The organism is Ruegeria sp. BC3, assembly GCF_056539265.1.
In genome coordinates, this window is sequence record NZ_JBQFUP010000001.1 from 159,946 (window position 1) to 185,318 (window position 25,373).

A 25,373-nucleotide genomic window follows, 5' to 3' on the forward strand; every position below is an offset into this window, starting at 1 on the left:
TCCTCCTTACGCTGACCAGATCTTGCAAAGAGTCGCTTTGGTCTCTTGCATCTGGGTCACTGAATCATAGCCATAGGTCTGGGCGGTGTTGGTACTTTCACCCAGCACATAGGGGTCAGCTCCTGCGGGGTATTTCGCCCGTAGGTCCTCGCCCTGGAAATGGCCACCGAAGTGGAATGGCATGAAGGCCACACCGGCACCGACCCTGTTGGTCAGCATCGCCATCACCTTGACCTTGCCACCCTCAGGACCTTCGACCCAGACCTGTGATCCGTCACGAATACCAAGGTTGTTGGCATCGCGCGGATTGATCTCGACGAACATGTCCTGCTGAAGCTCGGCCAGCCACGGGTTCGACCGTGTCTCATCACCGCCGCCTTCATACTCGACCAGACGACCAGACGTCAGGATTATCGGGTAATCCTTTGAAAAGTCGTTCTTCTGGATCGAAGCATAGAGGGTGGGCAGACGATAGGCATGCCGGTCCTCGTAGGTCGGATAGTCCTCCACCAGATCGCGCCGGTTGGTATAGAGCGGCTCGCGATGCAGCGGGATCGGATCCGGGAAGGTCCAGACGACCGCACGGGCTTTGGCGTTCCCGAAGGGCGCACAGCCATGGGCGATCGCGACCCGCTGGATACCGCCGGACAGGTCAGTCTTCCAGTTGGTCTCTGGTCCCGCAACGGCGTCGATCGCCGCGCGTTCCTCAGCGGTGAGGTCACCGTCCCAGCCAAGGTCCATCAGCATCTGCATCGTGAATTCCGGATAACCATCCTGAATTTCCGATCCAACGCTATAGACCCCTTCAGCCAGCAGGTTGTCGCCATCGCGTTCCACGCCAAAGCGCGCGCGGAAGGTCAGGCCACCTTCGGCCACCGGTTTGGACATGTCATAGAGGTTTGGTGTCCCCGTATGACCCATTTCCGGTGTTCCCCAGCACGGCCAGGGCAGGCCGTAATACTCGCCGTCGTTGGGTCCACCAATGGCTTGCAGCGTGGTTCTGTCGAACGTGTGCTGGTTGGCCATATGGCTTTTCAGACGTTCCGGCGACTGTCCTGTATAGCCGATGGTCCAGAGGCCCGAGTTGAACTCACGCGTGATGCTTTCAACATTGGGGGTTTCCGGGTCGTCCATTTCGATATTGCGGAACAGACGGTCCGCCCAGCCGAACTTGTTTGCGAACTTGGCCATGATGACCTCGTCCGGCAGGCTTTCGAACAGCGGATCAACCACCTTGTCACGCCACTGCAGCGAGCGGTTCGATGCCGTGACCGAGCCACGAGTTTCGAACTGCGTACAGGCGGGCAACAGGTAGACGCCATCGGTACGGTCCTGCAGAACGGCCGAGACGGTGGGATACGGGTCGATCACGACCAGCATGTCCAGCTTCTCCATCGCCGTCTTCATTTCCGTCATCCGGGTCTGCGAGTTGGGCGCGTGGCCCCACAGAACCATGGCGCGGACGTTGTTGTCCTGATCCATGTTGGCCGGGTCTTCCAGAACACCGTCGATCCAGCGGGAGACCGGGATGCCGCGCTCATTCTGCAGCGGTTTATCCTTGCCTTCCTTGTCTTTGATCGTGGCGAACTGACCCGCCAGCCATTCTGGATCTTCACCCCAGACACGGGCCCAGTGACCCCATGCACCCTTCGACAGGCCATAGTAGCCGGGCAGGGTGTGGGACAGAACACCAAGGTCCGTCGCGCCCTGCACGTTGTCATGGCCGCGGAAGATGTTGGTGCCACCACCCGAGGTGCCCATGTTGCCAAGCGCAAGCTGAAGCACGCAATAGGCGCGGGTGTTGTTGTTACCATTGGTGTGCTGCGTACCACCCATGCACCATACGACGGTGCCGGGACGGTTGTTCACCATGGTCCGCGCGACGCGGCGCAGCTGCGAGCCGGGCGTACCGGTGACGCGCTCGACCTCTTCGGGGTTCCACTTGGCAACCTCTTCGCGGATCTGGTCCATGCCCCAGACACGGGTGCGGATGAACTCTTTGTCTTCCCAGCCGTTGTCGAAGATGTGCCACAGGATACCCCAGACCAATGCGACGTCTGTACCGGGGCGGAAGCGGACATATTCATCCGCATGGGCCGCGGTGCGCGTAAAGCGCGGGTCGCAGACGATCAGAGGTGCGTTGTTTTGCTCTTTCGCACGCAGGATATGCAGCAGCGAGACAGGGTGCGCCTCGGCCGGGTTACCACCGATGATAAAGATGGCCCGGCTGTTGTGCATGTCGTTGTACGAGTTGGTCATGGCGCCGTAGCCCCATGTGTTCGCAACACCTGCAACAGTGGTTGAGTGGCAGATACGAGCCTGATGGTCCACGTTGTTCGTGCCCCAATAGGCGGCGAACTTGCGGAACAGATAGGCCTGTTCGTTGTTATGTTTCGCAGATCCCAGCCAGTACACGCTGTCCGGCCCGGATTCCTCGCGGATGCTCATCATGCCGTCGCCGATCTCGTTGATCGCCTCTTCCCAGCTGATGCGCTTCCACTCGCCGCCTTCCTTTTTCATCGGATACTTGAGGCGGCGCTCGCCATGCGCGTGCTCGCGAACCGCGGCACCTTTGGCGCAGTGTGCACCCAGGTTGAACGGGCTGTCCCAACCGGGTTCCTGCCCGATCCAGACGCCGTTCTGCACTTCGGCTACGACCGTACAGCCGACCGAGCAGTGGGTGCATACGGATTTGATGTTTTCAACAGCGGCGTTTGCCGCTGTCTGGGCACTGGCTGGCGTCACGGTTCCACCCGTAGCGCTGATCGCGGCAAGGCCGCCGATCGTCAGGCCCGAGCCACGCAGGAACGCGCGGCGATCGACGGTTTTCTCGCCGATTTGGGACAGGATACTTGTCCGCTGGGGGCGTCTCGCAACCCCGTTGGTCTTTTTCCTAAGCATTTCTTTCCTCCCTTGCTGGCCATGTTCGCCATGGCTGGCTTGGTACTGCTGATGCCGACGTCGGGGCCAATCGCAACCGTCAGTCGGGTGTGACCTCGTCCGGGTTAGAACCGGGCGCTGTCGAGATATGCGCGGGTATGCGCGGTGTCCTGCATCCGGGTTTCGTCCGTTGGCAGCTCGGCTGCTTCGGCCTGTCCGGTCAGGCTGGCTGCGGCGACAGCAGCGGGCGCTGCGGTTCCGGCCAGTTTGAGGAAGTCGCGGCGGGTTGCGCCTTCTTCCTTGGTCTTGCTCATGGGTTTCTCCTTTCCCATTTGCAGTATGACACCCGTGCGGGCATCGGCGAATAACAGCGGTTCACGCTGCCGTCATCCGGAAGGCTTCGCGCTCAATCTCCATGAACACCCGACCGGCAGTACCGATCGAGGCATAGAGAACCGAGTTCTCAGCGCCTTCCAAATCCGAATAGAAATGTGTGGCCCAAGGGCCGATATGTTTGCTCCAGAACACCTTCTGGTCTTCCAGCGAGGCCGCAGAGCCAAAGCGTCCGACGATCATTCCGGCCATCATCTCCATCAGCGAAGCGATATTGTCTTCCGGCTCGAACACGTTCTGGGCGCGGGTGATCCCGCGCGCGGCCATGTCGTTGCGCAACTGCGCCAGAGGCTTCTCGTTCAGGAAACCCGTTAGGTAGAAACTGGCATAAGGCAGCAACTCCCCCCGACCCAGTCCAATGAACAGGGCGTTGAATTCGCGTTCCGCAGCTGCAGGTTTTGTCACCTTGGCGACGCGGGCCATGGCCTGAATGGCCTGTCCCAGATCGGTGTCATCGCCGGACAGGCCGGACACCTGATCCAACAGCAACTGATCCGGCGGGGCAGACAGAAGCAGCCCGAGGAAGTTGTAGAAATCCGCGCGCAGGCGATCCTCGGCCGAGACTTCGATCTGTTGCGCTTCGCTTGCGGTCATAGAGTTATCCTTCGAATTCAAATTTCATGCGGCGCGGGGCAGGGGCGGCCTCGGCCTCTTCCAGCGCTTTAGTGGTGGTCTCGGGTTCCTCGGCGACTGCCGCCACGGCCAGCTCGGGCTCTGGTGTTTCGTCTGCGATTGGTTCTTCCGAAGGCTCGTCCGCTTCAGGTGTTTCGTCTGCGGTTTCGTCGGCTTCGGCAGCTAACGCTTCGACATGGGCCAGCATGCCCTTGCCGACCTGATATGCGGTTTGCAGGTTTTCGATCACGCAGGCGGCGTCGGTATAGTCTTCGCCATAGTCCACCAGACCGTCGACATTCGCCAACACAGGGTTCAACCGCCAAAGGCGTCGCAAAGCCCGTCGGCGCAAACGGTCTGGGACGGCCTTGGCCATGAAACCCGAGACGTCATCTCCGGCCTGCAGCTGGTCCGGGTCGGGCAGATTCAACTCTGCCAATATCTCTGCGTCTGTTTTTTCTTCCAGCTCGGCCTGCCGGGCGGCAATGGCCTTTTCTTCAACCGCGACAACCTCGGCCTCAGCTTCGGCCTGAACGGCGGCCTTGCGGCGGGACCAGAAATCGCGGGCTTCGGTCATTGCACGATCCTCCGCGGCGCGCGGTAGACGTCCGAGACCTGACGGATACGTGCGTCCCCTTTACCGTCCTCAACCAGATCGGTTCGCTTCTTGTCGCGGCGGCGTTTGATGAACACCTCGTCGCGATGATGCTTGAGCGTAAAGTCCCGGACCCAGGCGATCAGCCCCTCGGTCATGGGAATCTTTTCGACAATCTCTTCGCCGGTATCCGCGTAATCCTGACCTTCGAAGGGGGATGCGGTGACCAACACTGCGTTCAAGGGCTGGTCGCCCTTCAACTCGTCCCGCAGCACAAGGTAAATTGACGGCTGAGTGTCCGAGAGGTTGACCAGATAGGCCTCAGTTTCATCGGCCCACAAGGTCAGGGGCAGGGTCGCTGCGTGATACTCTACGGCTTCGCCTTCTCGGCGCATTTCAAGCCAATCAGCCGGAGCTGCTCCGGGCAGCACGGCAACGGCACGCCAGTTCCATTTCGCCCAGCGGGTTACACCGGGTGTTTTGCGCACGACGACGCCGATTGGCATTTCAATCTGACTTGCGGCCTTGGCCACGGGCTCCTCCCCGGAAAGCTCTCCCCTGCCTTCCCTTGCGTCCACTATGGTACACAAAGCGCTTGAGTGCCAAGCCTACGTGTTACGACCTTAGTCGTAAGGGGCGATAGCAAAACGGTGATCTCCGCGTGCGCATGCCTTTTTTTACTGGTCAGAGCAGTGTTTTAGCGGGGTTTGTGCCCGTTTCGGTCAAACCCTTTACATTGCGGGAGAGGGGATACAGCCTACTTCGCTAAGAGGCGGAGGGAAATCATGAGCACAAAACTACTGCTATGCGACTGCGCGGGGTCTCAGGCGATCGACGCTGACACGATCGCAACGGCCTGCGATGTGGTGTGTTCAAAGGTTCACACCGCGCTTTGCACGCGCGAGCTTGAGGCTGCAGCGGTGGCCTTGCAGGACGGGAGAACCATCATCGCCTGCGGGCAAGAGCAAGAGGTGTTTCAGGCCCTCGCGGAAGAGGTGAATGCAGACGCACCCGGTTTTGTCGACCTGCGCGACAGGGCGGGCTGGTCGGATCAGGGCGCAGATGCCGCGCCCAAGATGGCCGCGCTGGCCGCCGAAGCGCTGCTGCCGCAACCGGTGACGCCCAGCGTGGATGTCTTTAGCGAGGGCACTTGCCTGATTATCGGCCCCGGTGACGTAGCCTTTGTCTTGGCAGATCGACTGTCAGATACGCTCGCCGTTACGGTTCTGGTTACCGATCAGTCAGAGCCGATGTCGCGCGCTTATGATGTGGTGCGTGGCCGTGTCGCCGCGCTGTCCGGCGCGTTGGGAGGATTCACCCTGCGTCTGGACGCGTTTCAACAGCTTGAACCGGGCGGGCGTGGGTCATTTACCTGGACCGAAGCGCGGGACAAGGCGCAATCGGTTTGCGACATAGTTCTGGACCTCACAGGCGATACGCCATTGGTACAGGCCCCGGCCAAGCGCGAAGGCTATCTGCGCGCCGATCCAAAAGATGCGGTGTCCGTTGAGCGGTTGGCTTTTGAGGCGGCCCAACTGATCGGTACCTTCGAAAAACCGCTTTACGTCCGGATGGAGGAAACGCTCTGCGCCCATTCGCGGGCCGAGCAGGTCGCATGTACGAATTGCCTGGACATTTGCCCCACCGGTGCGATCACTTCGGTTGGAGAACATGTCGAGATTGATCCGATGATCTGCGCGGGGTGCGGGTCATGCGCTGCCGTTTGTCCGTCAACCGCGATCACCTACGAGGATCCGCCTGTTTCTGCCTTGCTGTCGCGCATGCATATCCTGGCACGCACCTTTAGGCGTGCCGGTGGTACCGCGCCGCGGTTGTTGGTTCATGACGCACACGGGGCCGAGATGATCCGTCTGGCCGCTCGGTTTGGCCGGGGCTTGCCCGCGGATGTGATCCCGTTGGAGTTGAGCGTGATTTCCGGCTTTGGCCATGCCGAGATGTTGGCCGGTTTGGCGCATGGTTTTGCGCGGGTGGACGTCCTGTTGGCCCCGACCACCGAACGGGACGCGCTGGATCGCGAGCTGGCCTTGGCCCAAGCAATTGCAGGGTCGGATGCGTTGTGCGTCTTGGATGAGGCAGACCCTGACGCTCTGTCCGATATCCTTTACGGCCAACAGGTTCCGCCGCCCTTGACCGATCCGGTTCTGCCCTTGGGCAACCGCCGCCAGATCGCGCGGCTTGCTGCGCAAGCGTTGAACCCACAGGCCGACGCGCCTCTACCCCTGCCAGAGAATGCACCCTACGGGGCGGTCGCCGTGGATACGGATGCCTGTACTTTGTGCCACAGCTGCGTGTCGCTGTGTCCCTCGGGCGCGTTGATCGATAACCCGGACAAACCGCAATTGAACTTCCAGCAGGATGCCTGCCTGCAATGCGGATTGTGTAAGGGCATCTGTCCCGAAGATGCGATCAAATTGGTGCCGCAGCTTGACCTAAGCGATGCGGCCCTGTCGCAGCAGGTGTTGAACGAGGAAGAACCCTTTGCCTGCATCGAATGCGGCGCTCTGTTTGGTGTGAAATCCACCGTGGAACGGATCATGGAGAAACTTGCGGGTACGCATCCGATGTTTGCGACCTCGGACAAGGCGCGGATGATCCAGATGTGCGACAATTGCCGTGTGAACGCGCAGTTCCAGCAACAGGACAATCCGTTCCAATCCAACCCGAAACCGCGCGTCGTGACCACCGACGACTATTTCTCAAAACGAAAGGATCACTGAAGCTGGAGCGGGTCCCCAAGATCTGCGGCGCTGATGACCGAGACGAAAGCCAAAATGGCCTCAAGGTCGTCCAACGTCATCTCAACCGGCACAATCGGCGATGGGCGCTGGGGATCGAACGGTGGGGTCAATCCGTCAATCTGCGTAAAAGAGGGGTGGGGGTTGAGTGCAAAGAAAGCCTCGAACCGTTCCGACCAGTCCGGCATCGCGCGCAGGACCGCGAAAGAGGGGGTCGAGCCCAGACCGTTCAACCGGTTCTTGGGTCCGATCACATGGCACCGACCGCAATGAGTCATCGACAATTCTTCGCCGCGCTTGGCATCCCCGTCGATCACCGTTTCGGTTTCTACGGCGGCGACTTCGAAACTGGCCGAGAAGGGTGTGCCCTGGTCTGGCGCGAAACTCTCAATTGTCCGTTTGCCGATATCGGACAACAGCCAGTCGCGGAACCGTTCATGTTTGGCGTCCTCGCCGATCCGTAGGTGATAGATCACACCATCCCGCGCAAAAACCGGATCACCCGGAGGAGCAGTTTCCAGAACCAAAACGCCGCCATCTTCTGCAATAACCCGTATCCCGGTCTTGAGAGAAAAGCGTGGAAGAATATGTTGCAACAGACCGGAGTCGGCAACTTCTTCAGGCGCGGCCAGACCAATTGCCTCTTGTGACCAAGAGGGGGTGGCAGTGAGCGTCAGGCTCAGGCACAAAAGGACAAAGCGCATAGCCCAACCTAACGGCACGGCACCAAATGCGTCAAATGAACGAAAAGAGACGGAGACACATGCAATGAACGGCAACCACAGTTTGTCGATACGCAGAACCCTGACAGCCGGGTTCCAACAGGAGAATGACGCATGAGTGTTCGTGACGCGGTTCTTGCGAACCTGAGAAAGATCACTGATCCGGTTTCCGGACAAGACATTGTCAGCGCCGGTGTTGTCCGTGCGCTAAATGTTGAAGGCGATACCGTACGCTTTGTGCTGGAGATCGACCCGAAACAGGCTGAGCGGATGGAACCCGTCCGTGCCGCTGCCGAGAAGGCCGCGCAACTGGTGGATGGTGTATCGAACGTGTCGGCCATGCTGACCGCGCATTCCGACAAGGCTCCGCCAGATTTGAAACCCAAACCCAAGCCGTCGCAAACCGGCCCGCAGGCAGTGCCGGGTGTGGACCGGATCATTGCCGTTGCCTCGGGCAAGGGCGGCGTTGGTAAGTCGACCGTGTCTGCAAACCTGGCCTGCGCTCTGGCCGCTGAAGGCCGCCGGGTTGGTCTGCTGGATGCTGACGTCTATGGCCCCTCACAGCCTCGGATGTTGGGCGTCTCGGGTCGCCCTGCCAGCCCCGATGGCAAGACCATTCTGCCTTTGCGCAATCACGGCGTCACGATGATGTCGATGGGGTTGATGACCAATGAAGGGCAGGCCGTTGTCTGGCGTGGACCGATGCTGATGGGTGCGCTGCAACAGATGATGGGGCAGGTACAATGGGGCGCGCTGGACGTGCTGATCGTTGACCTGCCGCCCGGCACCGGTGACGTACAGCTGACGCTGAGCCAGAAGTTCCAGGTGGACGGCGCAATTGTCGTATCCACGCCGCAAGACGTGGCCTTGATCGATGCCCGCAAAGGGATCGACATGTTCAACCAGCTCAAGACGCCAATTCTTGGGATGATCGAAAACATGTCGACGCATATCTGTTCGAACTGTGGCCACGAAGAACATGTCTTCGGCCATGGTGGCGTTGCTTCTGAGGCGCAGGCGCTGGGTGTTCCGCTGTTGGGTGAAATCCCGCTGCACCTGGATATCCGGGTTGCCGCGGACGGTGGCGCACCGATCGTGGTCAGCAAGCCTGACAGTGCGCAGGCCGAGTCGTTCCGCAAGATCGCGCGCGACCTGATCGCACAGGGCAACGCATGAGCGAGCCAGTCTTTCCCCCTTTGCTGACGGGCCATCCGGTGCAGGGTGGGGAAGACCCGTTCGACCGCGCTCAGGCCATGGCCGCGCTAGGCTGTGATGCGGGGACTGTGGCCTACAGCATTCAGGCCGACCGGGTGCGCGCGGCGATTGTCTTTGCTCCGGAAGTTGCGTTGCAGGATGCGATGGCCATGCTGCCACTTTGCGCGGTCGGGTTCCAGAACGCACTGGGTGCGTTAGCTCCGCCCGAGGTTGCGGTTCATCTGGGTTGGGACGGTTTGATCTGTGTAAACGGAGCGAAATGCGGGGTTTTCCGCGTCGCTGCTTCGGGTACCGACCCACAGGCAGAGCCGGACTGGCTGATTGTCGGGTGGGAACTGGCGCTGTTGCAGACCAGCGATGCGCCGGGAGAAAATCCGGATGTCACTGCGCTGTATGACGAAGGCTGCGCCGATGTTTCGGCGACCCAGCTTGTGGAAAGCTGGTCTCGGCATATGCTGACGTGGCTCAATCGCTGGCAGGAAGAGGGTAACGCCCCCGTGCATGGCGAATGGATGGGTCTGTTGCGCGGGGTCGGAGAACCTTATGGCGAAACGGGCGTGTTTCTGGGCACGGATGAACGTTTCGGGATGCTGATCCGTCAAGGTTCGGACACGCAACTGCGCCCGCTGACGGAATTGTTGGAGAACGGAAAATGAAACTGGCCCGGGCAATCCATTTCGACGAAAGCGACATGAACGTCTTCCACTCACCGGCCCGAACCGGTGAGTGGTGCATTTCCGGCGGTTTTGAGTTTTCGAACTGGGGCGAAGGCGATCTTGAGGGCAAGGCGCGACAAGCCTTTGCCAACGGTTGGCTGGGCGTCGAAACCTTTGGGCGCGTTACCTTTGTTGCGGTCACTCAGGTGGAGCCGGCCGAGGTGGATCAGATCGCTCAAAACCTGGCCGAACATTTTGTGCAGCTTTACGGCGCGCCATCGGTTGAGGCCGCAATGGATGTCGCCCGCGCCGAAATCGCTCATATGTCCGAACTGTGTGACGAGCATGGCCCGAACACTTTGCTGACCGTATCGCGCGAATTGTCAGATGCCGGTGTGCGCGAGGCGTTTCGCGTTATTACTCCGCAAGAAACCCAGCTAGAGGCTCTGGCCGTTCACGGGTCGCTGGACGAGTAACCGTCAGATCAGATCTGCAAAACCACCAAACTGGCCGCGCTTGAAGATCAGGCCCTTGCCAGTGCGGTACATCGCGTGCTGAACGTGGCCCACGAGGATCAGATGGTCGCCTGCGTCGTGACGCGCGTGCAATTGACAGTCGAACCGGGCCAAACACCCGGATAGTTGTGGTCGGCCTGTGTCATCCTGCGACCATTCAGCATGGGAAAAATCCTTGCCGTCGCGTGCAAAGCGCAGGGCCTGATCCTGTTGATCTTCGGCCATGACGTGGATCGAATAGTGCTGGCTGGCGCTGAAATCGTCGAACCGGTTCGAGTCTTTGGCCAAGCACCACAGGACAAGCGGTGGGTCCAGCGAGACGGATGTGAACGAGTTGACCGTGATCGCCCGCGGCCCTTGCGCGGAATCGGTGGTGATAACCGTCACGCCGGTTCCAAAACACCCTAACGCCTCGCGAAAAGCAGTGCTTTGATCGGGGGTAGGGGTAAAGTGTTTTTCCGTCATGTCGCGTTCATCCCGTAGCCGCGCCTCAGGTGCCACGGCGCGCCGGGTTTGTCCATGAAAAGCTGCGTTTAGCTTGTGAGTTTTCCGGACTAGTTCAGGTCTTCCAGCAGTCGGCCATGTTGACGCGTCGCCTCAATCACCAGGCCAAATGTCGTCATGCCGCGCGCCTGCAACATCGGCAGCATTCGCACCAAAGCTTCGGCGGTGGCAACAGCGTCGCCCAAGGCGGTGTGGCGCAGCTCGGGCGGGATGGTGATGTCCAGCCGGTCGCACAGCGCGTCCAGTGTATGTTTATCACTGGCTCCGAACAGCACTGCGGACAACAGGACTGTATCCAGAATGGGGTGGTCCCACTCGACATCCATGCGTTTGGCGTGTCGCCGCAAAAACGCCATGTCGAAAGGCGCATTGTGGGCCACAATGACAGCGTTGCGCGCAAACTGGTGCAGCACGCGACCGGCCTGAGCAATATCGGGGGCCCCCTGAACCATGCGGTCGCTGATCTTGTGGACTTTGGTTGAAGCCGGAGGGATCGGGATCCCGGGATCAACCAGCATATCCAGTCGCTCTCCGTCTACGATCCTACCGTTGACAACCCGCACGGCACCGATCTGAACGATCTCGTCCTTGTGCGGCAGCAGCCCGGTTGTCTCGGTGTCAAAGACGACAAAGCACAGATCCGGAAGGGCCAGATTTTCGAATGCATCATCGGTGCGCGCGTTCAGCAGGTTGAAGTCGTAGACCAAAGGGCGCGCGGCATCGGGTGCGATGTTTGCGGCGCTCTCGTCAAAAATCAGCATGTAACCCGGTGCGCTTCCCAATGGCTTCATGCGCGCGCGATAGCTTTGCGCGCCATCGATGCTGGACAGCGTGCAGGCGACTTCGAGCCCGGTTTTCATCAGCTTCGCGTGGGCCTGTTCCAGCATTTCAGGGGCGAGGTATTCGAACAAAGAAGCGTTCAGCCGAGGATGCGCAATCTGGGCCAGAACTTCGGCTGCCTGACCGTCATACAGAACGATTTTGTGCGTGGGGCTGGCCAACAACATGGCGACGGGGATGTCGGTCAGAAGTGCGGTCAGCCGCTGTTTTTCCGCCGCCAGATGTGCCGTTTCTTCTGCAACGGCCTGCGCAACATCCATGGTTTTATCCGACAACTGGTCCGCCAGCCCGGCTGCAGCTGGGGCCAGATCGCCCAGATAGCGAGCGGCCTGGGTATCGACCTCGGTGTTGACCCCTGCATGAGCCCGCGCGCGCAGCTGCGCAGAAATCCGTTCGATCGGCTTGGCAACGTTGTCGTCGAACAACAGCCAAACGGCTGCGGTCAAAGCCAAAAAACCAAAGGCCATGACGATTTCGGCAAATATGAAGGCGTCAACCAAATCAGGGTCCGCAACTCGGCGGTAACTGATCCATAGCGCCAGAGAGCTGACGGCCAATGCGCCCACGGCCAGCAGGCAAAAGAACAGGAAAATTCGCAGACGCAGGCTTAACCGGGTCAGCATGTTACACTCCGCAAGTTGCCTCGACGATGGGGTCGTTGGCGGTCACGTCGATCCAATCGGCGTTCAGTAGGCGACCGTCATCGGCAAACTCGGCCCCGTCAATAAGATTGGCGCGGCTGAAACTTTCGCAGTTGACCGCAACCGGCAGTTTCGAAACCGGGGCCCAGCGGCCAAAGAGGTACAGGTCCACCAGCCTTTGTTCAGGAACCTGATCGTTCTTGCGCACCGAGCTTGCATCAATAGCGGCAAAGCGGTCGACGAAGGGAACGGCATAGGTCCACGGGCGATAGAAGGCGCGGCTTTCGACCTCTTGGATCACGGCCATTCCTTCGGGCAGGGTATCGCGCGTGCGATCGTACCACGAATACTCGCTGGCTATCGTGACGCCGATCATGCCCAGACCAGCAGCAACCGGGGTCATCCAACGGGGCAGGCGGCCACCGGTTAGCTTGTTCAGCACCATCACGATACCGGCAAAGGCAAAGCCTGCAAAAATCGTGCCGATCAGTTCCAGAAACATCTATCTCTCCGTAGTTCAGACGTGGTCGCCTGCTATTTGTCTTGCGGCTTTAGCCCAGCATTCCCTTGCCGTGGCCCACAGCCGATTGCATCGTTTTTACCACAACGAAGGCATCCCGTAGATGACTTCGCTCAAAGTCGGACAGGGCCGATGGCGGCAGGAAATTGTCCGGCTTTTGGTCGCCTTTCACCAGCCGGACCTGATGTTCCAGCCGTGTTTCTGCGATCAGGTCATAGGCATCCAGCAGATCCCGTGCGCCCGATGGGCTGAGGACGCCACCGGATGCGGCCGCTTTTAGCCGCGCGCGGGTGTTGGCCTCGGTCAGTTGGCCCTGAAGGCTGTAGATACGCGCCAGATCGACAACGGGCACAACGCCATTATGCTTGAGGTCCAAGGTGTTACGGTGCTCTCCTGACCTAATGGTAGCGAAGCCTCGCAACAGACCCAGCGGCGGGGTGTGCTTCAACGAGTTCGAGATCATATGCGCCACAAAGATCGAGTTCGCATTGGCTGCGGCCAGAGTTTCGGCCTGCAGATCGTCAAAAAGGTGAAAAGCGCCGCCGATGGGTCGTAAGTCGAACATGACCGAGGCCAGCATCTGCGCCTCGGGGTTGGGTTTTGCGATCCAGCCCTTGAAGTAATCACGCCACACGCGAACAGGCTGACACCAACGCGGATTGGTCGCCATCATGTCGCCGGGGCAGTAGAAGTAGCCGCAGACATCCAGCCCGTCCGAGACATATTTTGCCAGCTCAGCAAAGTACTTCATGTCCGCGTCGGTCACGCCGTCATCCAGCATCAGGCAGTTGTCCTGATCGGAGACACCAGTCTGTTCCTGCCGCCCTTGCGAACCGCAGGCCAGCCATAAGTAGGGAACAGGCGGCGGCCCCAGCTTTTCCTCGGCCAAAGCCAAAAGCCGGCGGGTCGCGGTGTCCGCGATATCGGTGATCAGGCGCGTGACGATCTCATGCCGGTTTCCGGATGCCACCAGTTGCACCAACAGCTGAGGGATTTCAGCGGTTACCGCCGCCATTTGCTCCGCCGAGTCCGCCTGCGCGATCCGGCGAACAAGTTCGGCCGAGTTCACCGCCTGATAATGCGTCAGGTCCGTCTGGGTCACGATCCCGACCAGACGTCCGCCCTGACAGATCGGGATGTGGCCGATTCCACGCTCCATCATCACGTGCAAAACGTCCGAGCCGATATCGGATGGCGAAAGTGTAACTGGGTTCGTCGTCATGATCGCAGAGACGGGCGTCTCTGCTGGCATGCCGTCTGCTACGAATTTGCCCGAGATATCCCGCAGCGTGGCGATGCCAAGCAGGTCGTCTGCCTGTGTGACACACAGGGATGAGATGTGCTTGTCACGCATCATTCTGGCTGCGTCCTGAACCGGTGTTTCTGGCGGGCAGGTCGCAGGGTTATGGGCCATCAGAACGTCAATTGCACTTGTGGCCAGGCTCTGAGGGCCCGACCGGGTGGATCGCGTTCTGTTGAAGAATTTGGACACCACATCGTGCCCGTCAATCAGTTGGCGCACCAGATCAGGCGGCAGGACCAGCAGCACCGATGGCGTATGCGCCCGGGCCTTGGTGGCGGCCTTGCCGTCTTTCAGAAGCCCGCGCTCGCCAAAGGAATTGCGCAAACCAAGATGAGATACGACGGCGTCGTTCTCATCGGTGATCTCAACTTGCCCCTCATAAATTACGAAAACGCCGGGCAGGGTGTGCCCAAGTTCGTAAACCGAGCCGTCCTCTTCAACCTCCCAGACTTCTATCTGGTTTGCCACCTGCTCCAGCGCGTCTGGGGGCAGGGCGTCATAGGGGTGCACGGATTTCAGAAACCGGGTGATTTCGTCATGGGACAGGGGCATCATAACATCCTGGGCTTCCGGTTGAAAAATCCCGCCCGGTGGAGTGCCGGGCGGGAACAGTAGATCGAAAAACGCGGCACATGGAAACTAACCATATGCCGCATCATGCTCATTTATTCTGAGCTGCGCCCGCGCCACGGGGAATACGAACGCTTTCGACCAGATCTTTGATCTCCTGCGGAGTCTCTTTGGTCATACCGGCTACAACATATGCGACAGCAAAGTTGATCATCGCACCGATTGCGCCGAACGAGGTCGACTTGATCGGACCCAGAAGCGGGTCAGCATCGGTGAACGAGTTGGTGCCCGGAATGAACAGCCAGCCCTTGTGCAGGAAGATGTAGACCAGGGTTACGACCAGACCAGCCAGCATACCCGCGACCGCGCCGGTGTTGTTGATGCGGGTCGAGAAGATCCCCATCATTAGCGCCGGGAAGATCGAGGCAGCCGCCAGACCGAAGGCCAAGGCCACGGTTTGCGCCGCAAAGCCCGGTGGGTTCAGACCCAGATAGGTTGCAACCAGAATGGCCACGGCCATTGCGATCCGCGCCGCCAGAAGCTCTCCCTTTTCAGAGATTTGCGGATTGATTGCGCCTTTGACAAGGTCGTGGGACACCGCCGACGAGATCGCCAGCAACAGACCCGCAGCGGTCGACAGGGCGGCCGCAAGACCACCGGCAGCGACCAGACCGATCACCCAACCGGGCAGGTTGGCGATCTCGGGGTTGGCCAGAACCAGGATGTCGCGGTTGAACTTGGTCAGCTCGTTACCGACCCAGCCTTTTTCTTCCGCGATTGCCTGCATGTCGGCATTCTTGTCATTGTAGTACTGGATTTTGCCGTCGCCGTTCTTGTCTTCCCAGTCCAACAGACCGGTTTTCTGCCACGTCTGCATCCAGTCATAACGCGGATCGGTGTCGATCGCTTCGACCGAAACAGCGCCGCCCTCGATGCCACCATTGGGCCACATCATGTCGGTGATGTTCAGACGCGCCATTGCGCCAACCGCGGGGGCGGTCAGATACAGCAGAGCGATGAAGACCAGCGTCCAGCCAGCGGACCAGCGGGCGTCCGACACTTTAGGCACGGTGAAGAAGCGCATGATCACGTGCGGCAGACCGGCAGTACCGATCATCAGCGACAGTGTGAACAGCACCATGTTCAGCGTGTTCGAGTGGTGTGCCGTGTACTCGGCAAAGCCCAGCTCGGTCACGATCGCGTCCAGCTTGGTCAGCAGCGGCTCACCGCTTGCAGTGTCGCTGAACAGACCCAGTGCCGGAACCGGCGTACCGGTCAGCTGCAGCGAGATGAAGATCGCCGGGATAGTGTAGGCGGTGATCAGCACGCAGTACTGAGCGACCTGAGTGTAGGTCACGCCCTTCATCCCACCGAACACCGCGTAGGCAAACACCACACAGGCACCGATCAGCAGACCGGATGTGTTCGACACCTCAAGGAAGCGGCCAAAGGCCACGCCGACGCCGGTCATCTGACCAATCACGTAGGTCACCGATGCAACGATCAGACAGATTACCGCAACAACACGTGCGGTCTGGCTGTAGAAACGGTCGCCGATGAATTCCGAGACGGTGTACTTGCCGAACTTGCGCAGGTAGGGCGCAAGCAGCAGAGCCAGCAGCACGTAGCCACCGGTCCAACCCATCAGGAAGGTCGAGTTGTCATATCCGGTAAAGGCAATCAGGCCCGCCATCGAGATGAACGAGGCCGCGGACATCCAGTCCGCCGCTGTCGCCATACCGTTGGTGACCGGGTGAACGCCGCGACCGGCGGCGTAGAATTCGGATGTGGAACCCGCACGGGCCCAGATCGCGATGCCGATGTAAAGCGCAAAGGACGCGCCAACAAACAGCAGGTTGATGGTAAACTGGTCCATTCCGCTTACTCCTCATCCACGCCGAATTCGGCGTCCAGCTTGTTCATGCGCCAGGCGTAGTTGAAGATCAGCACCAGAAAGACCAGGATTGAGCCCTGCTGGGCAAACCAAAAGCCCAGATCGGTGCCGCCGACTTCGATACCAGACAGCAGCGGACGCAGCAGGATGCCGAATCCAAAAGACACCAGCGCCCATATTGCGAGGCTGATGTAGATGAGGCGCAGGTTGGCCTGCCAATAGCCCTTATCGGCTTCGGCAGCCTGCGCGGAGTTTGTTGATTGATCCGCCATTGCGGGTTCCTCCTTCGCTTCCTCCATTGGCGGCTCGTGCCCAAGTCCTCCAGTGCCTCGGCCGCTTCTTGGTTGTACCAAACGCCCCGTGACGTTCGGCATAACTCCCCTGTTCCGCCTAGGCGGTTCATTGAAGTATTCTGTTTTGGGATCAAAGCCTTGCGGCTTATCTCCTCCCCTTAACTCATCGCGTCGCCGGCGATCTCCTCCAGATCGCGGGCGATGTCTTCGATCTTGCCCATGGCATTGGTGCGTTTCAGCACGCCATGGCCGTCGTAGTATGTGATCAGCGGCGCAGTCTGTGCGTGATAGGCGGTCAGGCGCGAGGCCACCGTTTCCGCGTTATCGTCAGCACGCCGTTTGAACTCGGTGCTGCCGCAATTGTCGCATTTGCCCTCAACTGCGGGTGTTTTGAACCGGTCGTGGTAGCCTTCGCCGCACATCGCGCAGGTGTAGCGGCCCGAGATACGGATGACCATTTCCGCGTCTTCAACCTCAAGGCTGATCGCCGCGCTGATCTTTTGGTTGTTTTCCGCAAGCAGCTCGTCCAGCGCCTCGGCCTGAACCGTTGTGCGCGGGAAACCGTCCAGAATGACGCCCTTGGCACAGTCTGGCTCGGCCATCCGGTCGCGCAGAATGGCAATTACGATCTCGTCGCTGACCAGATCACCGGCCTCCATCACCGCTTTTGCGGCTTTGCCGGCCTCGGTCCCGGCGGCAACTGCGGCGCGCAGCAGGTCGCCGGTGCTGAGTTGAACCAGCCCGAACTTTTCCTCAAGCATACGGGCCTGTGTTCCCTTCCCGGCGCCCGGAGGGCCGAGAAGGATCAGAACTGTGGGTGTGGTGATCGTGGCAGCGTCCATCACATCCTCACTTGTTTGCGCGGTTTTCGATAAGGTCCTCGACCACCGACGGATCGGCCAATGTCGAGGTGTCACCCAGGCTGCCAAAGTCATTCTCGGCGATCTTGCGCAGGATACGGCGCATGATCTTGCCCGAACGGGTCTTGGGCAGGCCCGGAGCCCACTGGATCACATCAGGGCTGGCAATCGGGCCGATCTCGGTCCGGACCCAGGTGCGTAGCTCTTTCAGCAGTTCATCCGAAGGCTCGCGATCATTCATCAAAGTGACATAGCAATAGATGCCTTGCCCTTTAATTTCATGCGGATAGCCAACCACAGCAGCCTCGGCCACAGCGGCATGTGCGACCAAGGCGCTTTCGACCTCGGCAGTACCCATTCGGTGACCCGAGACGTTGATCACGTCGTCGACACGTCCGGTGATCCAGTAATCGCCATCCTCGTCGCGGCGGCAACCGTCGCCGGTGAAATAGTAACCTTTGTAGTCCGAGAAATAGGTCTTTTCGAACCGTTCATGATCGCCCCAGACGGTGCGCATCTGTCCAGGCCAGCTGTCCTTTATGCACAGAACACCTTCGACACCATTGCCGTTGATCTCAACACCGGACTGCGGGTCAAGAACGACAGGTTGGATACCAAAGAATGGCTTCATCGCGGCACCGGGTTTCATCGCGTGGGCACCGGGCAGGGGGGTCATCAGGTGGCCGCCGGTCTCGGTCTGCCACCAAGTGTCAACGATGGGGCAATTCCCTTTGCCAATGACGTCGTTGTACCAGTTCCATGCTTCGGGGTTGATCGGTTCACCCACGGTGCCCAGAGTTTTCAGGTCGCTCAGGTCATGCTTTTCGACCCACTCATTGCCTTGGCCCATCAGGGCGCGGATCGCGGTCGGAGCGGTGTAGAATTGGTTCACCTTGTGCTTGGCGCAGACTTCCCAGAAACGTCCTGCATCGGGGTAGGTGGGTACGCCCTCGAACATCACCGTGGTCGCACCATTGGCCAACGGGCCATAGACGATATAGCTGTGACCCGTGACCCAGCCCACGTCTGCGGTACACCAGTAAATGTCACCATCGTGATAATCGAACGTGATCTCATGGGTCATCGCGGCATAGACCAAGTAACCGCCAGTGGTATGCACAACGCCTTTGGGCTGACCGGTCGAGCCAGAGGTATAAAGAATGAACAGCGGGTCTTCGGCATTCATTTCCGCGGGCGCGCAGTAGTCGTCCGCTTCAAGCGCCATTTCGTTGTAATCATAGTCGCGGTCGGCGATCCATGTGGTCTGACCACCGGTGCGCTTGACCACCAGACACTTCACTGTGTCCTTGCAGTGCAGCAGGGCGGCGTCCGCGTTGGATTTCAGAGGCGTTTTGCGGCCACCCCGGGGTGCTTCGTCAGCGGTGATGATGACTTTGGCATCGCAACCATTGACCCGTGCGGCCAGTGCGTCAGGCGAGAAGCCCGCGAAAACGATCGAGTGGATAGCACCGATGCGAGCGCAAGCGAGCATGGCATACGCAGCTTCGGGGATCATCGGCAGGTAGATCACAACGCGGTCGCCCTTGCGCACGCCAAGCGATTCCAGAATGTTCGCCATCCGGCAAGTGCGGCGGTGCAGTTCCGCATACGTGATGTGCTGTGCGGGATCAGCTGGATCATCCGGCTCCCAGATGATTGCGGTCTGGTCGCCACGGGTCTTAAGGTGACGGTCCAGGCAGTTGGCCGAGACGTTCAGCGTGCCGTCGGCGTACCATTTGATCCCAACCGAACCAAAATCATAGTTGACGTCTTTGACCTGCGTATAGGGCTTGATCCAGTCGACCCGCATGCCTTGCTCATCCCAGAACGCTTCGGGATCGTTGATTGAGGCTGCGTACATCTGACCGTATTTTTCAGCATTCACATGCGCGCGGGAAACGGTTTCGGCGGACGGCGGAAAGGTATTGGCTTCTGCCTGGGCAGCGGTTGTCATTCTGAGGCTCCTCCCTCTGGACCATATTGAATCGGACCGATTTTGCCTGCTGAACGGGCGTTGTCGATCCGTTTCCTCCCTGTACGCAATAATACGGAGGGCTGAAAACAAAGAAATAAATTACCGATTTTTCACGGTTAGTTTGTAAATTTCTTAATCACTTGGCGCCGCGTTTGTAAATATTTTGTGTAAAGATCAAAAAAAACAATAAATAACAAATATATAAATGTTATGTCCGGTTTTGCGTTTTGCACCTAGGCGCAATCAATTTTAACGCATCTTCGATTCACCTTTTGGTTGTTAGCGTATGACGGTTCGATTTTCGGTCAGGCGCGATGACAGGCCAGGGGTTGGCACGTGCCGATGTTGGCGCTAGCTTTTACGCCAAGCACCCAGCCAAGGCGGTGCGGAAAAGGGAGAGATCATTATGAAAAAGATGTTGGGCGGCTCTGCCGTTGCCGCTTTGTGCGTTGCATTCGTGTCTGAGGCTGCCGCGACCGAGTGGAATGCATCCGTGTGGGGCAAGCGTCGCGCGTTCACTGAGCATGTCGAGAAACTGGCGGAACTGGTCAGCGAAAAGACCAACGGCGATTTTACCATCAACGTCAGCTATGGCGGCCTGTCCAAACCCCGCGAAAACCTGGATGGGATCGAGATCGGTGCCTTTGAAATGGCGCAGTTCTGCGCCGGGTATCATCGCGATAAGAACCGCGCAATTACGGTGCTTGAGCTTCCGTTTCTTGGGGTGAGCAATCTGGACGAAGAAGTGGCTGTCAGCCACGCAGTCTACGATCACCCCGCGGTTCAGGAAGAGATGGCGCAGTGGAACGCACGCCTGCTTATGACCTCGCCCATGCCGCAGTATAATCTGGTCGGCACCGGTGATCCGCGCGACGAACTGGCTGAATTCGAAGGCATGCGCGTGCGCGCCACAGGCGGTCTGGGGCAAGCATTCGAGGCCGTTGGCGGCGTCCCGACGTCGGTCCCTGCAACCGAAGCCTTCAACGCGATGGAATCCGGCGTCGTTGACACGGTTGCGTTTGCTCAGCACGCACATCTTTCGTTTGGCACCATCAACGAGGCCGATTGGTGGACAGCCAACCTGAACCCCGGCACGGTGAACTGCCCGGTCGTTGTGAATATCGACGCCTACGACGCACTTCCGGCCGAGCATCGCGAAGCGCTGGACAGCTCAATCGATGAGGCGATTGATCACTATCTGGCCAACTACGGAACGCTGCTGGAACAGTGGGACAGCGTCCTGGAAGAAAAAGGCGTCCAGAAGGTCGAGATCGACGACGCAGTGATCGCCGAATTCCGCACCAAGGCCGCTGATCCGATCCGCGAGCAGTGGATCGCAGATATGTCTGCTCAGGGCCTGCCCGCGCAGGACCTCTATGATCTGGTTATGTCGACGCTGGAACAACAGCGCAGCGGTAACTGATAGCAAAATCCGGGTGCCCATACGGGCGCCCGGACACTTATAAGAACAGGGGAACACCGCAATGGCAGGACAGGCCACGGTGCTTGAGGACGACAGCCTTCTAAGTTCATTGGATCGTAAGTTGCTGAAACTGGAGCGATTTCTGGCTCTGATCAGCGGTATAGCGGTGTTTGGCCTTATGGTTTTGGCGGTAATCTCGGTGAGCGGACGCAACGCGATCAACGCGCCTCTGCCGGGATATGTCGATTGGATTGAACAAGCGATGCCGCTGATCGCCTTTCTGGGCATTTCTTACGTCCAGCGTGATGGTGGTCACATCCGAATGGACATCGTCATCTCGCGCCTGCACGGGCGCGCTCTGTGGTTGTTCGAACTGATTTCGGTCCTTCTGATCCTCGTCCTGATGTTGGCGTTGGTCTGGGGCAGCTGGTCACATTTTGATCGGTCATTCGACTTTGGCGCGCCGCTCTGGAGCCGCGACAGTTCCATCGATGTCGGCATCCCACTCTGGCCCGCAAAGCTGTTGGCGCCGGTCGCCTTTTCGGTGCTGTGCCTACGGCTGGTTTTACAGATTTGGGGATACGGTCGTGCGCTGATTGTCGGGGCTGAACACCCGGTGGCGGTGCCCTTGATACAGGACGCAGCAGCCCAGGCCGCTGCCGAGGCCGAGCAATTCGAAGGGCAGGACTAGCGCATGGACACGATTGACATTGGCCTGTGGGTCACAGGTGGCCTGCTGGTTCTGGTCGTAACCGGAATGCGCGTGGCCTTTGCGGCTGGCCTTGCGGGGCTGGTCGGGTTGGTCTGGATTTTCTGGGCGAAATTTGGGTATGACCCCGACCGCTTTGGCAAGGCGCTGACGGTTGCCGTTAAAACCGCGGGGCAGGTGCCCCATTCCAAGGTGGCGGCGCATACACTCAGCCTGATTCCCACCTTTATCCTGATCGGTTATCTGGCGTACTACGCGGGCCTTACCCGAGCCCTATTCGAGGCCGCAAAGCGCTGGGTCGCCTGGGTGCCTGGCGGGCTGGCAGTCTCAACCGTCTTTGCCACAGCAGGTTTCGCCGCCGTGTCCGGCGCATCGGTGGCGACTTCGGCCGTTTTCGCCCGGATTGCGATCCCTGAAATGCTGAAGGTCGGCTACAACAAGCAATTCGCCGCCGGAGTGGTGGCCGCTGGCGGTACGCTGGCCTCGCTGATCCCGCCCTCTGCCATCCTTGTGATCTATGCCATCATCGTCGAGCAGGATGTTGGCAAGCTGCTGTTGGCCGGTTTCATCCCCGGAGCGTTTTCCGCTGTTGTCTACGGTCTGTTGATCGTGGGCATCGCGGTGATTTTCAAAAACGTCGGTCCGCCGGTGACCGGTTTTACCTGGAAAGAACGGTTCTCTGCGTTGCCGGGCGCGATCCCGATTGTGGCGGTGATCCTGATCATCATCTGCTTTGTCTATAACCCGTTTGGTGACAAGGCCTGGGGCACCCCGACCGAGGGCGGGGCTATTGGGGCGTTCATCGTCTTTTGCTTTGCCTTGTTCCACGGCATGCGCTGGCCCGAGTTCAAATCGGCGTTGCTGGAAACCGCCAAACTGACCGCCATGATCTTCTCGATCATCTGGGGCGTTCTGATCTACGTGCGGTTCCTTGGATTTGCCGACTTGCCGGGTGCATTTTCCGACTGGATTACCTCGCTGGAAATGTCGCCGATGCTGATTCTGATCTGCATCCTTCTGGCCTATGCGGTGCTTGGTATGTTCATGGATGCGATCGGGATGTTGCTGCTGACCTTGCCGGTTGTCTACCCAGCCGTGATGGCGCTAAATGGCGGTGAGACCGTCAGCGCCGCCGACAGTGCCTTTGGCATGTCCGGTCCGATGTGCGCCATTTGGTTTGGCATTTTGGTGGTGAAGATGGCCGAGTTCTGTCTGATCACGCCCCCCATCGGTTTGAACTGTTTCGTAGTCGCAGGAGTCCGCCCGGACCTGAGTGTCCAGGACGTGTTCAAAGGCGTGACACCATTCTTTATCGCCGATGCGGTCACAATCGCGCTGCTTGTGGCCTTCCCGGCAATTGTTCTCTACCTGCCTTCACTGGCAGGTTAGGCCATTTACGAGGCTCTGCCTCGCGCTCCGAGGTATTTGTAGCCAGATGAAGCAGGGGATCCGAAACTTCATCTGGCCGAAAATACCTCGGGGGAGTCGCCCGAAGGGCGGCGGGGGCAGAGCCCCCGTTCAACCCGCCCGCATCAGCATCCCGTACAGATCCCGTGGATCATCTGGGTCGGCCAGCATGTCGAGAGGTTCAAAGAAATCAGTGTCTTCGATGGCGGTTTGGATGTAGCGCAGGGCCGAGAAATCCTCGATCGCGAATCCAACACTGTCGAACAGAGTGATCTGGCGATCGTCGCGGCGACCTTCGGCCTGGCCTGTCATGACCTTCCACATCTCGGTCACGGGATGATCGTCGTCCAGCGCCTGAATCTCGCCTTCGATGCGGGTTTGTTCGGGATATTCGACGAAGATGTCCGAACGCAGAAGGATATCACGGTGCAACTCGGTTTTGCCGGGACAATCGCCGCCGATGGCGTTGATGTGCACGCCCGGTCCGACCATGTTGTCAGTCAGGATCGTGGCGTATTTTTTGTCCGCCGTGCAGGTGGTGATGATCTGCGCACCCTCGATGGCGTCTTCTGGCGTTTTGCACAGCACCACAGTCAGGCCCGAATTCTTTAGATTGCCCGCGCATTTCTCGGTTGCGGCGGGATCGGTGTCATACAGACGGACGGTATCAATCCCACACATGGCCTTGAACGCGAGGCACTGGAACTCCGATTGCGCGCCATTGCCGATCATCGCCATCACGCGCGAAGACTTTGGGGCCAGATAGCTGCCTACCAAAGCTGACGTCGCCGCGGTACGCAGTGCGGTCAGCATTGTCATCTCTGTCAAAAGGGTCGGATAGCCGGTGTAGACATCGGCCAGCAGGCCGAATGCGGTCACGGTTTGCAGGCCTTCGGACGTGTTCTTGGGGTGACCGTTGACGTATTTGAACCCATAGGCTTCGCCATCCGAGGTGGGCATTAGCTCGATCACGCCATGGGGTGAGTGGGCAGGGATGCGGGGCGTTTTGTCGAAGCTTTCCCAGCGTTTGAAATCCGCCTCAATCTGGGCGGCGATCTGGGTGATCATCCGCTCGAGCCCGATGTGATGCACCAGTCGCATCATGTTGTCGACGGATACAAAGGGCACAAGCGCCTTGTCGGAAGGTTGGGTCATCAGAAACTCCGGGTCGGGCGGTCGAAGATGCGGCGACCCAGCAGGGACGCGGCCAGATCGACCATCAATTTTGCAGTACGTCCGCGCTCATCGAGGAACGGGTTCAGTTCGACCAGGTCCAGCGAGCAGACCAGTCCGCTTTCATGCAGCAGCTCCATCACAAGATGCGCTTCACGCTCGGTCGCGCCGCCGGGTACGGTCGTGCCAACAGCCGGGGCGATGGAGGGGTCAAGGAAATCGACATCCAGCGAGACGTGCAGAATACCATTCGCTGCGCGCACGCGGTCAAGAAACGCGATCAGGGGGGCCTTGATGCCGTGTTCGTCAATGCTGCGCATGTCGGCCAACATGGCCTGATCCTGTTCCAGCCGGGCGCGCTCGGCCGGGTCGACAGAGCGCAGACCGATCATGCCAACGCGGTCTGTGGGCACGCGAACAGGTAAAGGGGGAAATGCGTCAAATCCGGGCTGTCCGGTGAAGTATGCGACCGGGGTGCCGTGCAGATTGCCGCTGCCGGTGCTGTCGGGCGTGTGGAAATCGCTGTGGGCGTCCAGCCAAAGCACAAATAGCGGTCGTCCAATTCGGTCCGCGTGAGCGGCCATGCCCGCAACCGTTCCCATCGAAAGCGCGTGGTCGCCCCCCATGAAGATCGGCAGGCCGTTGGGCGCAGTGTCCTGTGCAGCTCGGGCAAGAGCACTAGTCCAACCGACACATTCGGGTAGCGTGACCAGATGCGGGTGCTCGGGGACATCCGACGGATCGGCACTAACATTGCCGATATCCGTCACGTGGTGACCGAGATCGGCCAAGGCCTCTTGCAGACCTGCCACCCTATAGGCGTCTGGGCCCATGCGGCAGCCCTGACGCCGTTTGCCAGCGTCCATCGGTGCTCCGACCAATATGATGTCTTTTTTATCCATATGAGTATCTAGACA

General features: G+C 59.4%; 23 protein-coding genes. 7 read left to right on the forward strand and 16 right to left on the reverse strand.

Translation table 11 applies throughout. The features are described from left to right. Window positions 1-6: 6 nt before the first annotated feature. The 5 genes from ACR0MV_RS00800 to ACR0MV_RS00820 form a co-directional block, all read right to left on the reverse strand. Window positions 7-2,901, reverse strand: coding sequence for a formate dehydrogenase subunit alpha (locus ACR0MV_RS00800; protein WP_170421594.1), 2,895 nt, complete (start codon window positions 2,899-2,901; stop codon window positions 7-9). Between the two features lie 104 nt (window positions 2,902-3,005). Then, window positions 3,006-3,194, reverse strand: a complete 189-nt coding sequence (locus tag ACR0MV_RS00805) for a ubiquinol-cytochrome c reductase iron-sulfur subunit N-terminal domain-containing protein (protein WP_068334771.1) — start codon at window positions 3,192-3,194, stop codon at window positions 3,006-3,008. 61 nt (window positions 3,195-3,255) lie between these two features. Next, window positions 3,256-3,867, reverse strand: a complete 612-nt coding sequence (locus tag ACR0MV_RS00810; RefSeq protein ID WP_475203835.1) for a TorD/DmsD family molecular chaperone — start codon at window positions 3,865-3,867, stop codon at window positions 3,256-3,258. A gap of 4 nt (window positions 3,868-3,871) precedes the next feature. Further along, window positions 3,872-4,462 (reverse strand): DUF3306 domain-containing protein, encoded by a 591-nt coding sequence (locus ACR0MV_RS00815; protein ID WP_480700677.1) that lies wholly within the window; start codon window positions 4,460-4,462, stop codon window positions 3,872-3,874. After that, a complete protein-coding gene (locus ACR0MV_RS00820) occupies window positions 4,459-5,013 on the reverse strand; it encodes a DUF3305 domain-containing protein (RefSeq protein WP_475203832.1) in 555 nt (184 codons plus the stop codon). The genes ACR0MV_RS00815 and ACR0MV_RS00820 overlap by 4 nt, the downstream gene beginning before the upstream one ends. 252 nt (window positions 5,014-5,265) lie before the next feature. Between ACR0MV_RS00820 and ACR0MV_RS00825 the strand changes: the two genes are divergently transcribed. Next, window positions 5,266-7,218 (forward strand): 4Fe-4S binding protein, encoded by a 1,953-nt coding sequence (locus ACR0MV_RS00825; RefSeq protein ID WP_480700679.1) that lies wholly within the window; start codon window positions 5,266-5,268, stop codon window positions 7,216-7,218. Here ACR0MV_RS00825 and ACR0MV_RS00830 read toward each other — a convergent pair. Further along, the gene (locus ACR0MV_RS00830; protein WP_480700681.1) at window positions 7,212-7,940 is read right to left on the reverse strand and encodes a c-type cytochrome; all 729 of its coding nucleotides are present in this window, start codon (window positions 7,938-7,940) and stop codon (window positions 7,212-7,214) included. The genes ACR0MV_RS00825 and ACR0MV_RS00830 overlap by 7 nt on opposite strands. Before the next feature lie 132 nt (window positions 7,941-8,072). Here ACR0MV_RS00830 and ACR0MV_RS00835 point away from each other — a divergent pair, with 132 nt between their 5' ends. Genes ACR0MV_RS00835 through ACR0MV_RS00845 form a run of 3 tightly spaced genes read left to right on the forward strand, consistent with a single transcriptional unit; the run spans window position 8,073 to window position 10,305 of the window. Next, complete coding sequence (locus tag ACR0MV_RS00835; protein WP_170421576.1) at window positions 8,073-9,134, forward strand: Mrp/NBP35 family ATP-binding protein; 1,062 nt, start codon at window positions 8,073-8,075, stop codon at window positions 9,132-9,134. Next, complete coding sequence (locus ACR0MV_RS00840) at window positions 9,131-9,829, forward strand: biotin/lipoate--protein ligase family protein (RefSeq protein ID WP_480700683.1); 699 nt, start codon at window positions 9,131-9,133, stop codon at window positions 9,827-9,829. Before ACR0MV_RS00835 ends, ACR0MV_RS00840 begins: the two co-directional genes overlap by 4 nt. Further along, complete coding sequence (locus ACR0MV_RS00845) at window positions 9,826-10,305, forward strand: DUF6505 family protein (protein WP_170464161.1); 480 nt, start codon at window positions 9,826-9,828, stop codon at window positions 10,303-10,305. Before ACR0MV_RS00840 ends, ACR0MV_RS00845 begins: the two co-directional genes overlap by 4 nt. A gap of 3 nt (window positions 10,306-10,308) precedes the next feature. On the opposite strand, the gene ACR0MV_RS00850 is transcribed toward ACR0MV_RS00845, so the two are convergent. From ACR0MV_RS00850 to acs, 8 genes are all read right to left on the reverse strand, one after another. Continuing rightward, window positions 10,309-10,809 (reverse strand): flavin reductase family protein, encoded by a 501-nt coding sequence (locus tag ACR0MV_RS00850; RefSeq protein ID WP_480700685.1) that lies wholly within the window; start codon window positions 10,807-10,809, stop codon window positions 10,309-10,311. Window positions 10,810-10,898: 89 nt separating this feature from the next. Next, window positions 10,899-12,311, reverse strand: a complete 1,413-nt coding sequence (locus ACR0MV_RS00855) for a 3'-5' exonuclease (RefSeq protein ID WP_480700687.1) — start codon at window positions 12,309-12,311, stop codon at window positions 10,899-10,901. Window position 12,312: 1 nt separating this feature from the next. Then, a complete protein-coding gene (locus ACR0MV_RS00860; RefSeq protein ID WP_170421560.1) occupies window positions 12,313-12,831 on the reverse strand; it encodes a hypothetical protein in 519 nt (172 codons plus the stop codon). Window positions 12,832-12,880: 49 nt separating this feature from the next. Beyond that, window positions 12,881-14,704: a DUF294 nucleotidyltransferase-like domain-containing protein gene (locus ACR0MV_RS00865; protein ID WP_480700689.1), complete on the reverse strand. Its 1,824-nt coding sequence runs from the start codon at window positions 14,702-14,704 to the stop codon at window positions 12,881-12,883. Window positions 14,705-14,813: 109 nt separating this feature from the next. After that, entirely contained in the window at window positions 14,814-16,598 is a 1,785-nt protein-coding gene (locus ACR0MV_RS00870) for a sodium:solute symporter family protein (protein ID WP_170421553.1), read from the reverse strand. Between the two features lie 5 nt (window positions 16,599-16,603). Then, the gene (locus tag ACR0MV_RS00875; protein WP_170421550.1) at window positions 16,604-16,888 is read right to left on the reverse strand and encodes a DUF4212 domain-containing protein; all 285 of its coding nucleotides are present in this window, start codon (window positions 16,886-16,888) and stop codon (window positions 16,604-16,606) included. A 179-nt stretch (window positions 16,889-17,067) separates the two neighbouring features. After that, the gene (locus tag ACR0MV_RS00880) at window positions 17,068-17,751 is read right to left on the reverse strand and encodes an adenylate kinase (RefSeq protein WP_480700691.1); all 684 of its coding nucleotides are present in this window, start codon (window positions 17,749-17,751) and stop codon (window positions 17,068-17,070) included. Window positions 17,752-17,758: 7 nt separating this feature from the next. Beyond that, window positions 17,759-19,723 carry an acetate--CoA ligase gene (gene acs, locus ACR0MV_RS00885; protein ID WP_480700693.1) on the reverse strand — a complete coding sequence of 655 codons (1,965 nt, stop codon included), beginning with the start codon at window positions 19,721-19,723 and terminating at the stop codon, window positions 17,759-17,761. 427 nt (window positions 19,724-20,150) lie between these two features. On the opposite strand from acs, the gene ACR0MV_RS00890 reads away from it, so the two are divergent. The 3 genes from ACR0MV_RS00890 to ACR0MV_RS00900 all read left to right on the forward strand — a co-directional run bounded on the left by ACR0MV_RS00890 (window position 20,151) and on the right by ACR0MV_RS00900 (window position 23,265). Next, window positions 20,151-21,167: a C4-dicarboxylate TRAP transporter substrate-binding protein gene (locus ACR0MV_RS00890; RefSeq protein ID WP_480700695.1), complete on the forward strand. Its 1,017-nt coding sequence runs from the start codon at window positions 20,151-20,153 to the stop codon at window positions 21,165-21,167. Between the two features lie 61 nt (window positions 21,168-21,228). Beyond that, complete coding sequence (locus ACR0MV_RS00895; RefSeq protein WP_480700697.1) at window positions 21,229-21,858, forward strand: TRAP transporter small permease; 630 nt, start codon at window positions 21,229-21,231, stop codon at window positions 21,856-21,858. Window positions 21,859-21,861: 3 nt separating this feature from the next. Further along, the gene (locus ACR0MV_RS00900; protein ID WP_170464141.1) at window positions 21,862-23,265 is read left to right on the forward strand and encodes a TRAP transporter large permease; all 1,404 of its coding nucleotides are present in this window, start codon (window positions 21,862-21,864) and stop codon (window positions 23,263-23,265) included. Between the two features lie 129 nt (window positions 23,266-23,394). Here ACR0MV_RS00900 and ACR0MV_RS00905 read toward each other — a convergent pair whose 3' ends face one another. Together ACR0MV_RS00905 and rocF are read right to left on the reverse strand one after the other, a co-directional pair. Beyond that, entirely contained in the window at window positions 23,395-24,438 is a 1,044-nt protein-coding gene (locus ACR0MV_RS00905; protein WP_480700699.1) for an ornithine cyclodeaminase, read from the reverse strand. Then, window positions 24,438-25,358, reverse strand: a complete 921-nt coding sequence (rocF, locus tag ACR0MV_RS00910) for an arginase (RefSeq protein WP_480700700.1) — start codon at window positions 25,356-25,358, stop codon at window positions 24,438-24,440. Before rocF ends, ACR0MV_RS00905 begins: the two co-directional genes overlap by 1 nt. Between the last annotated feature and the right edge of the window lie 15 nt (window positions 25,359-25,373).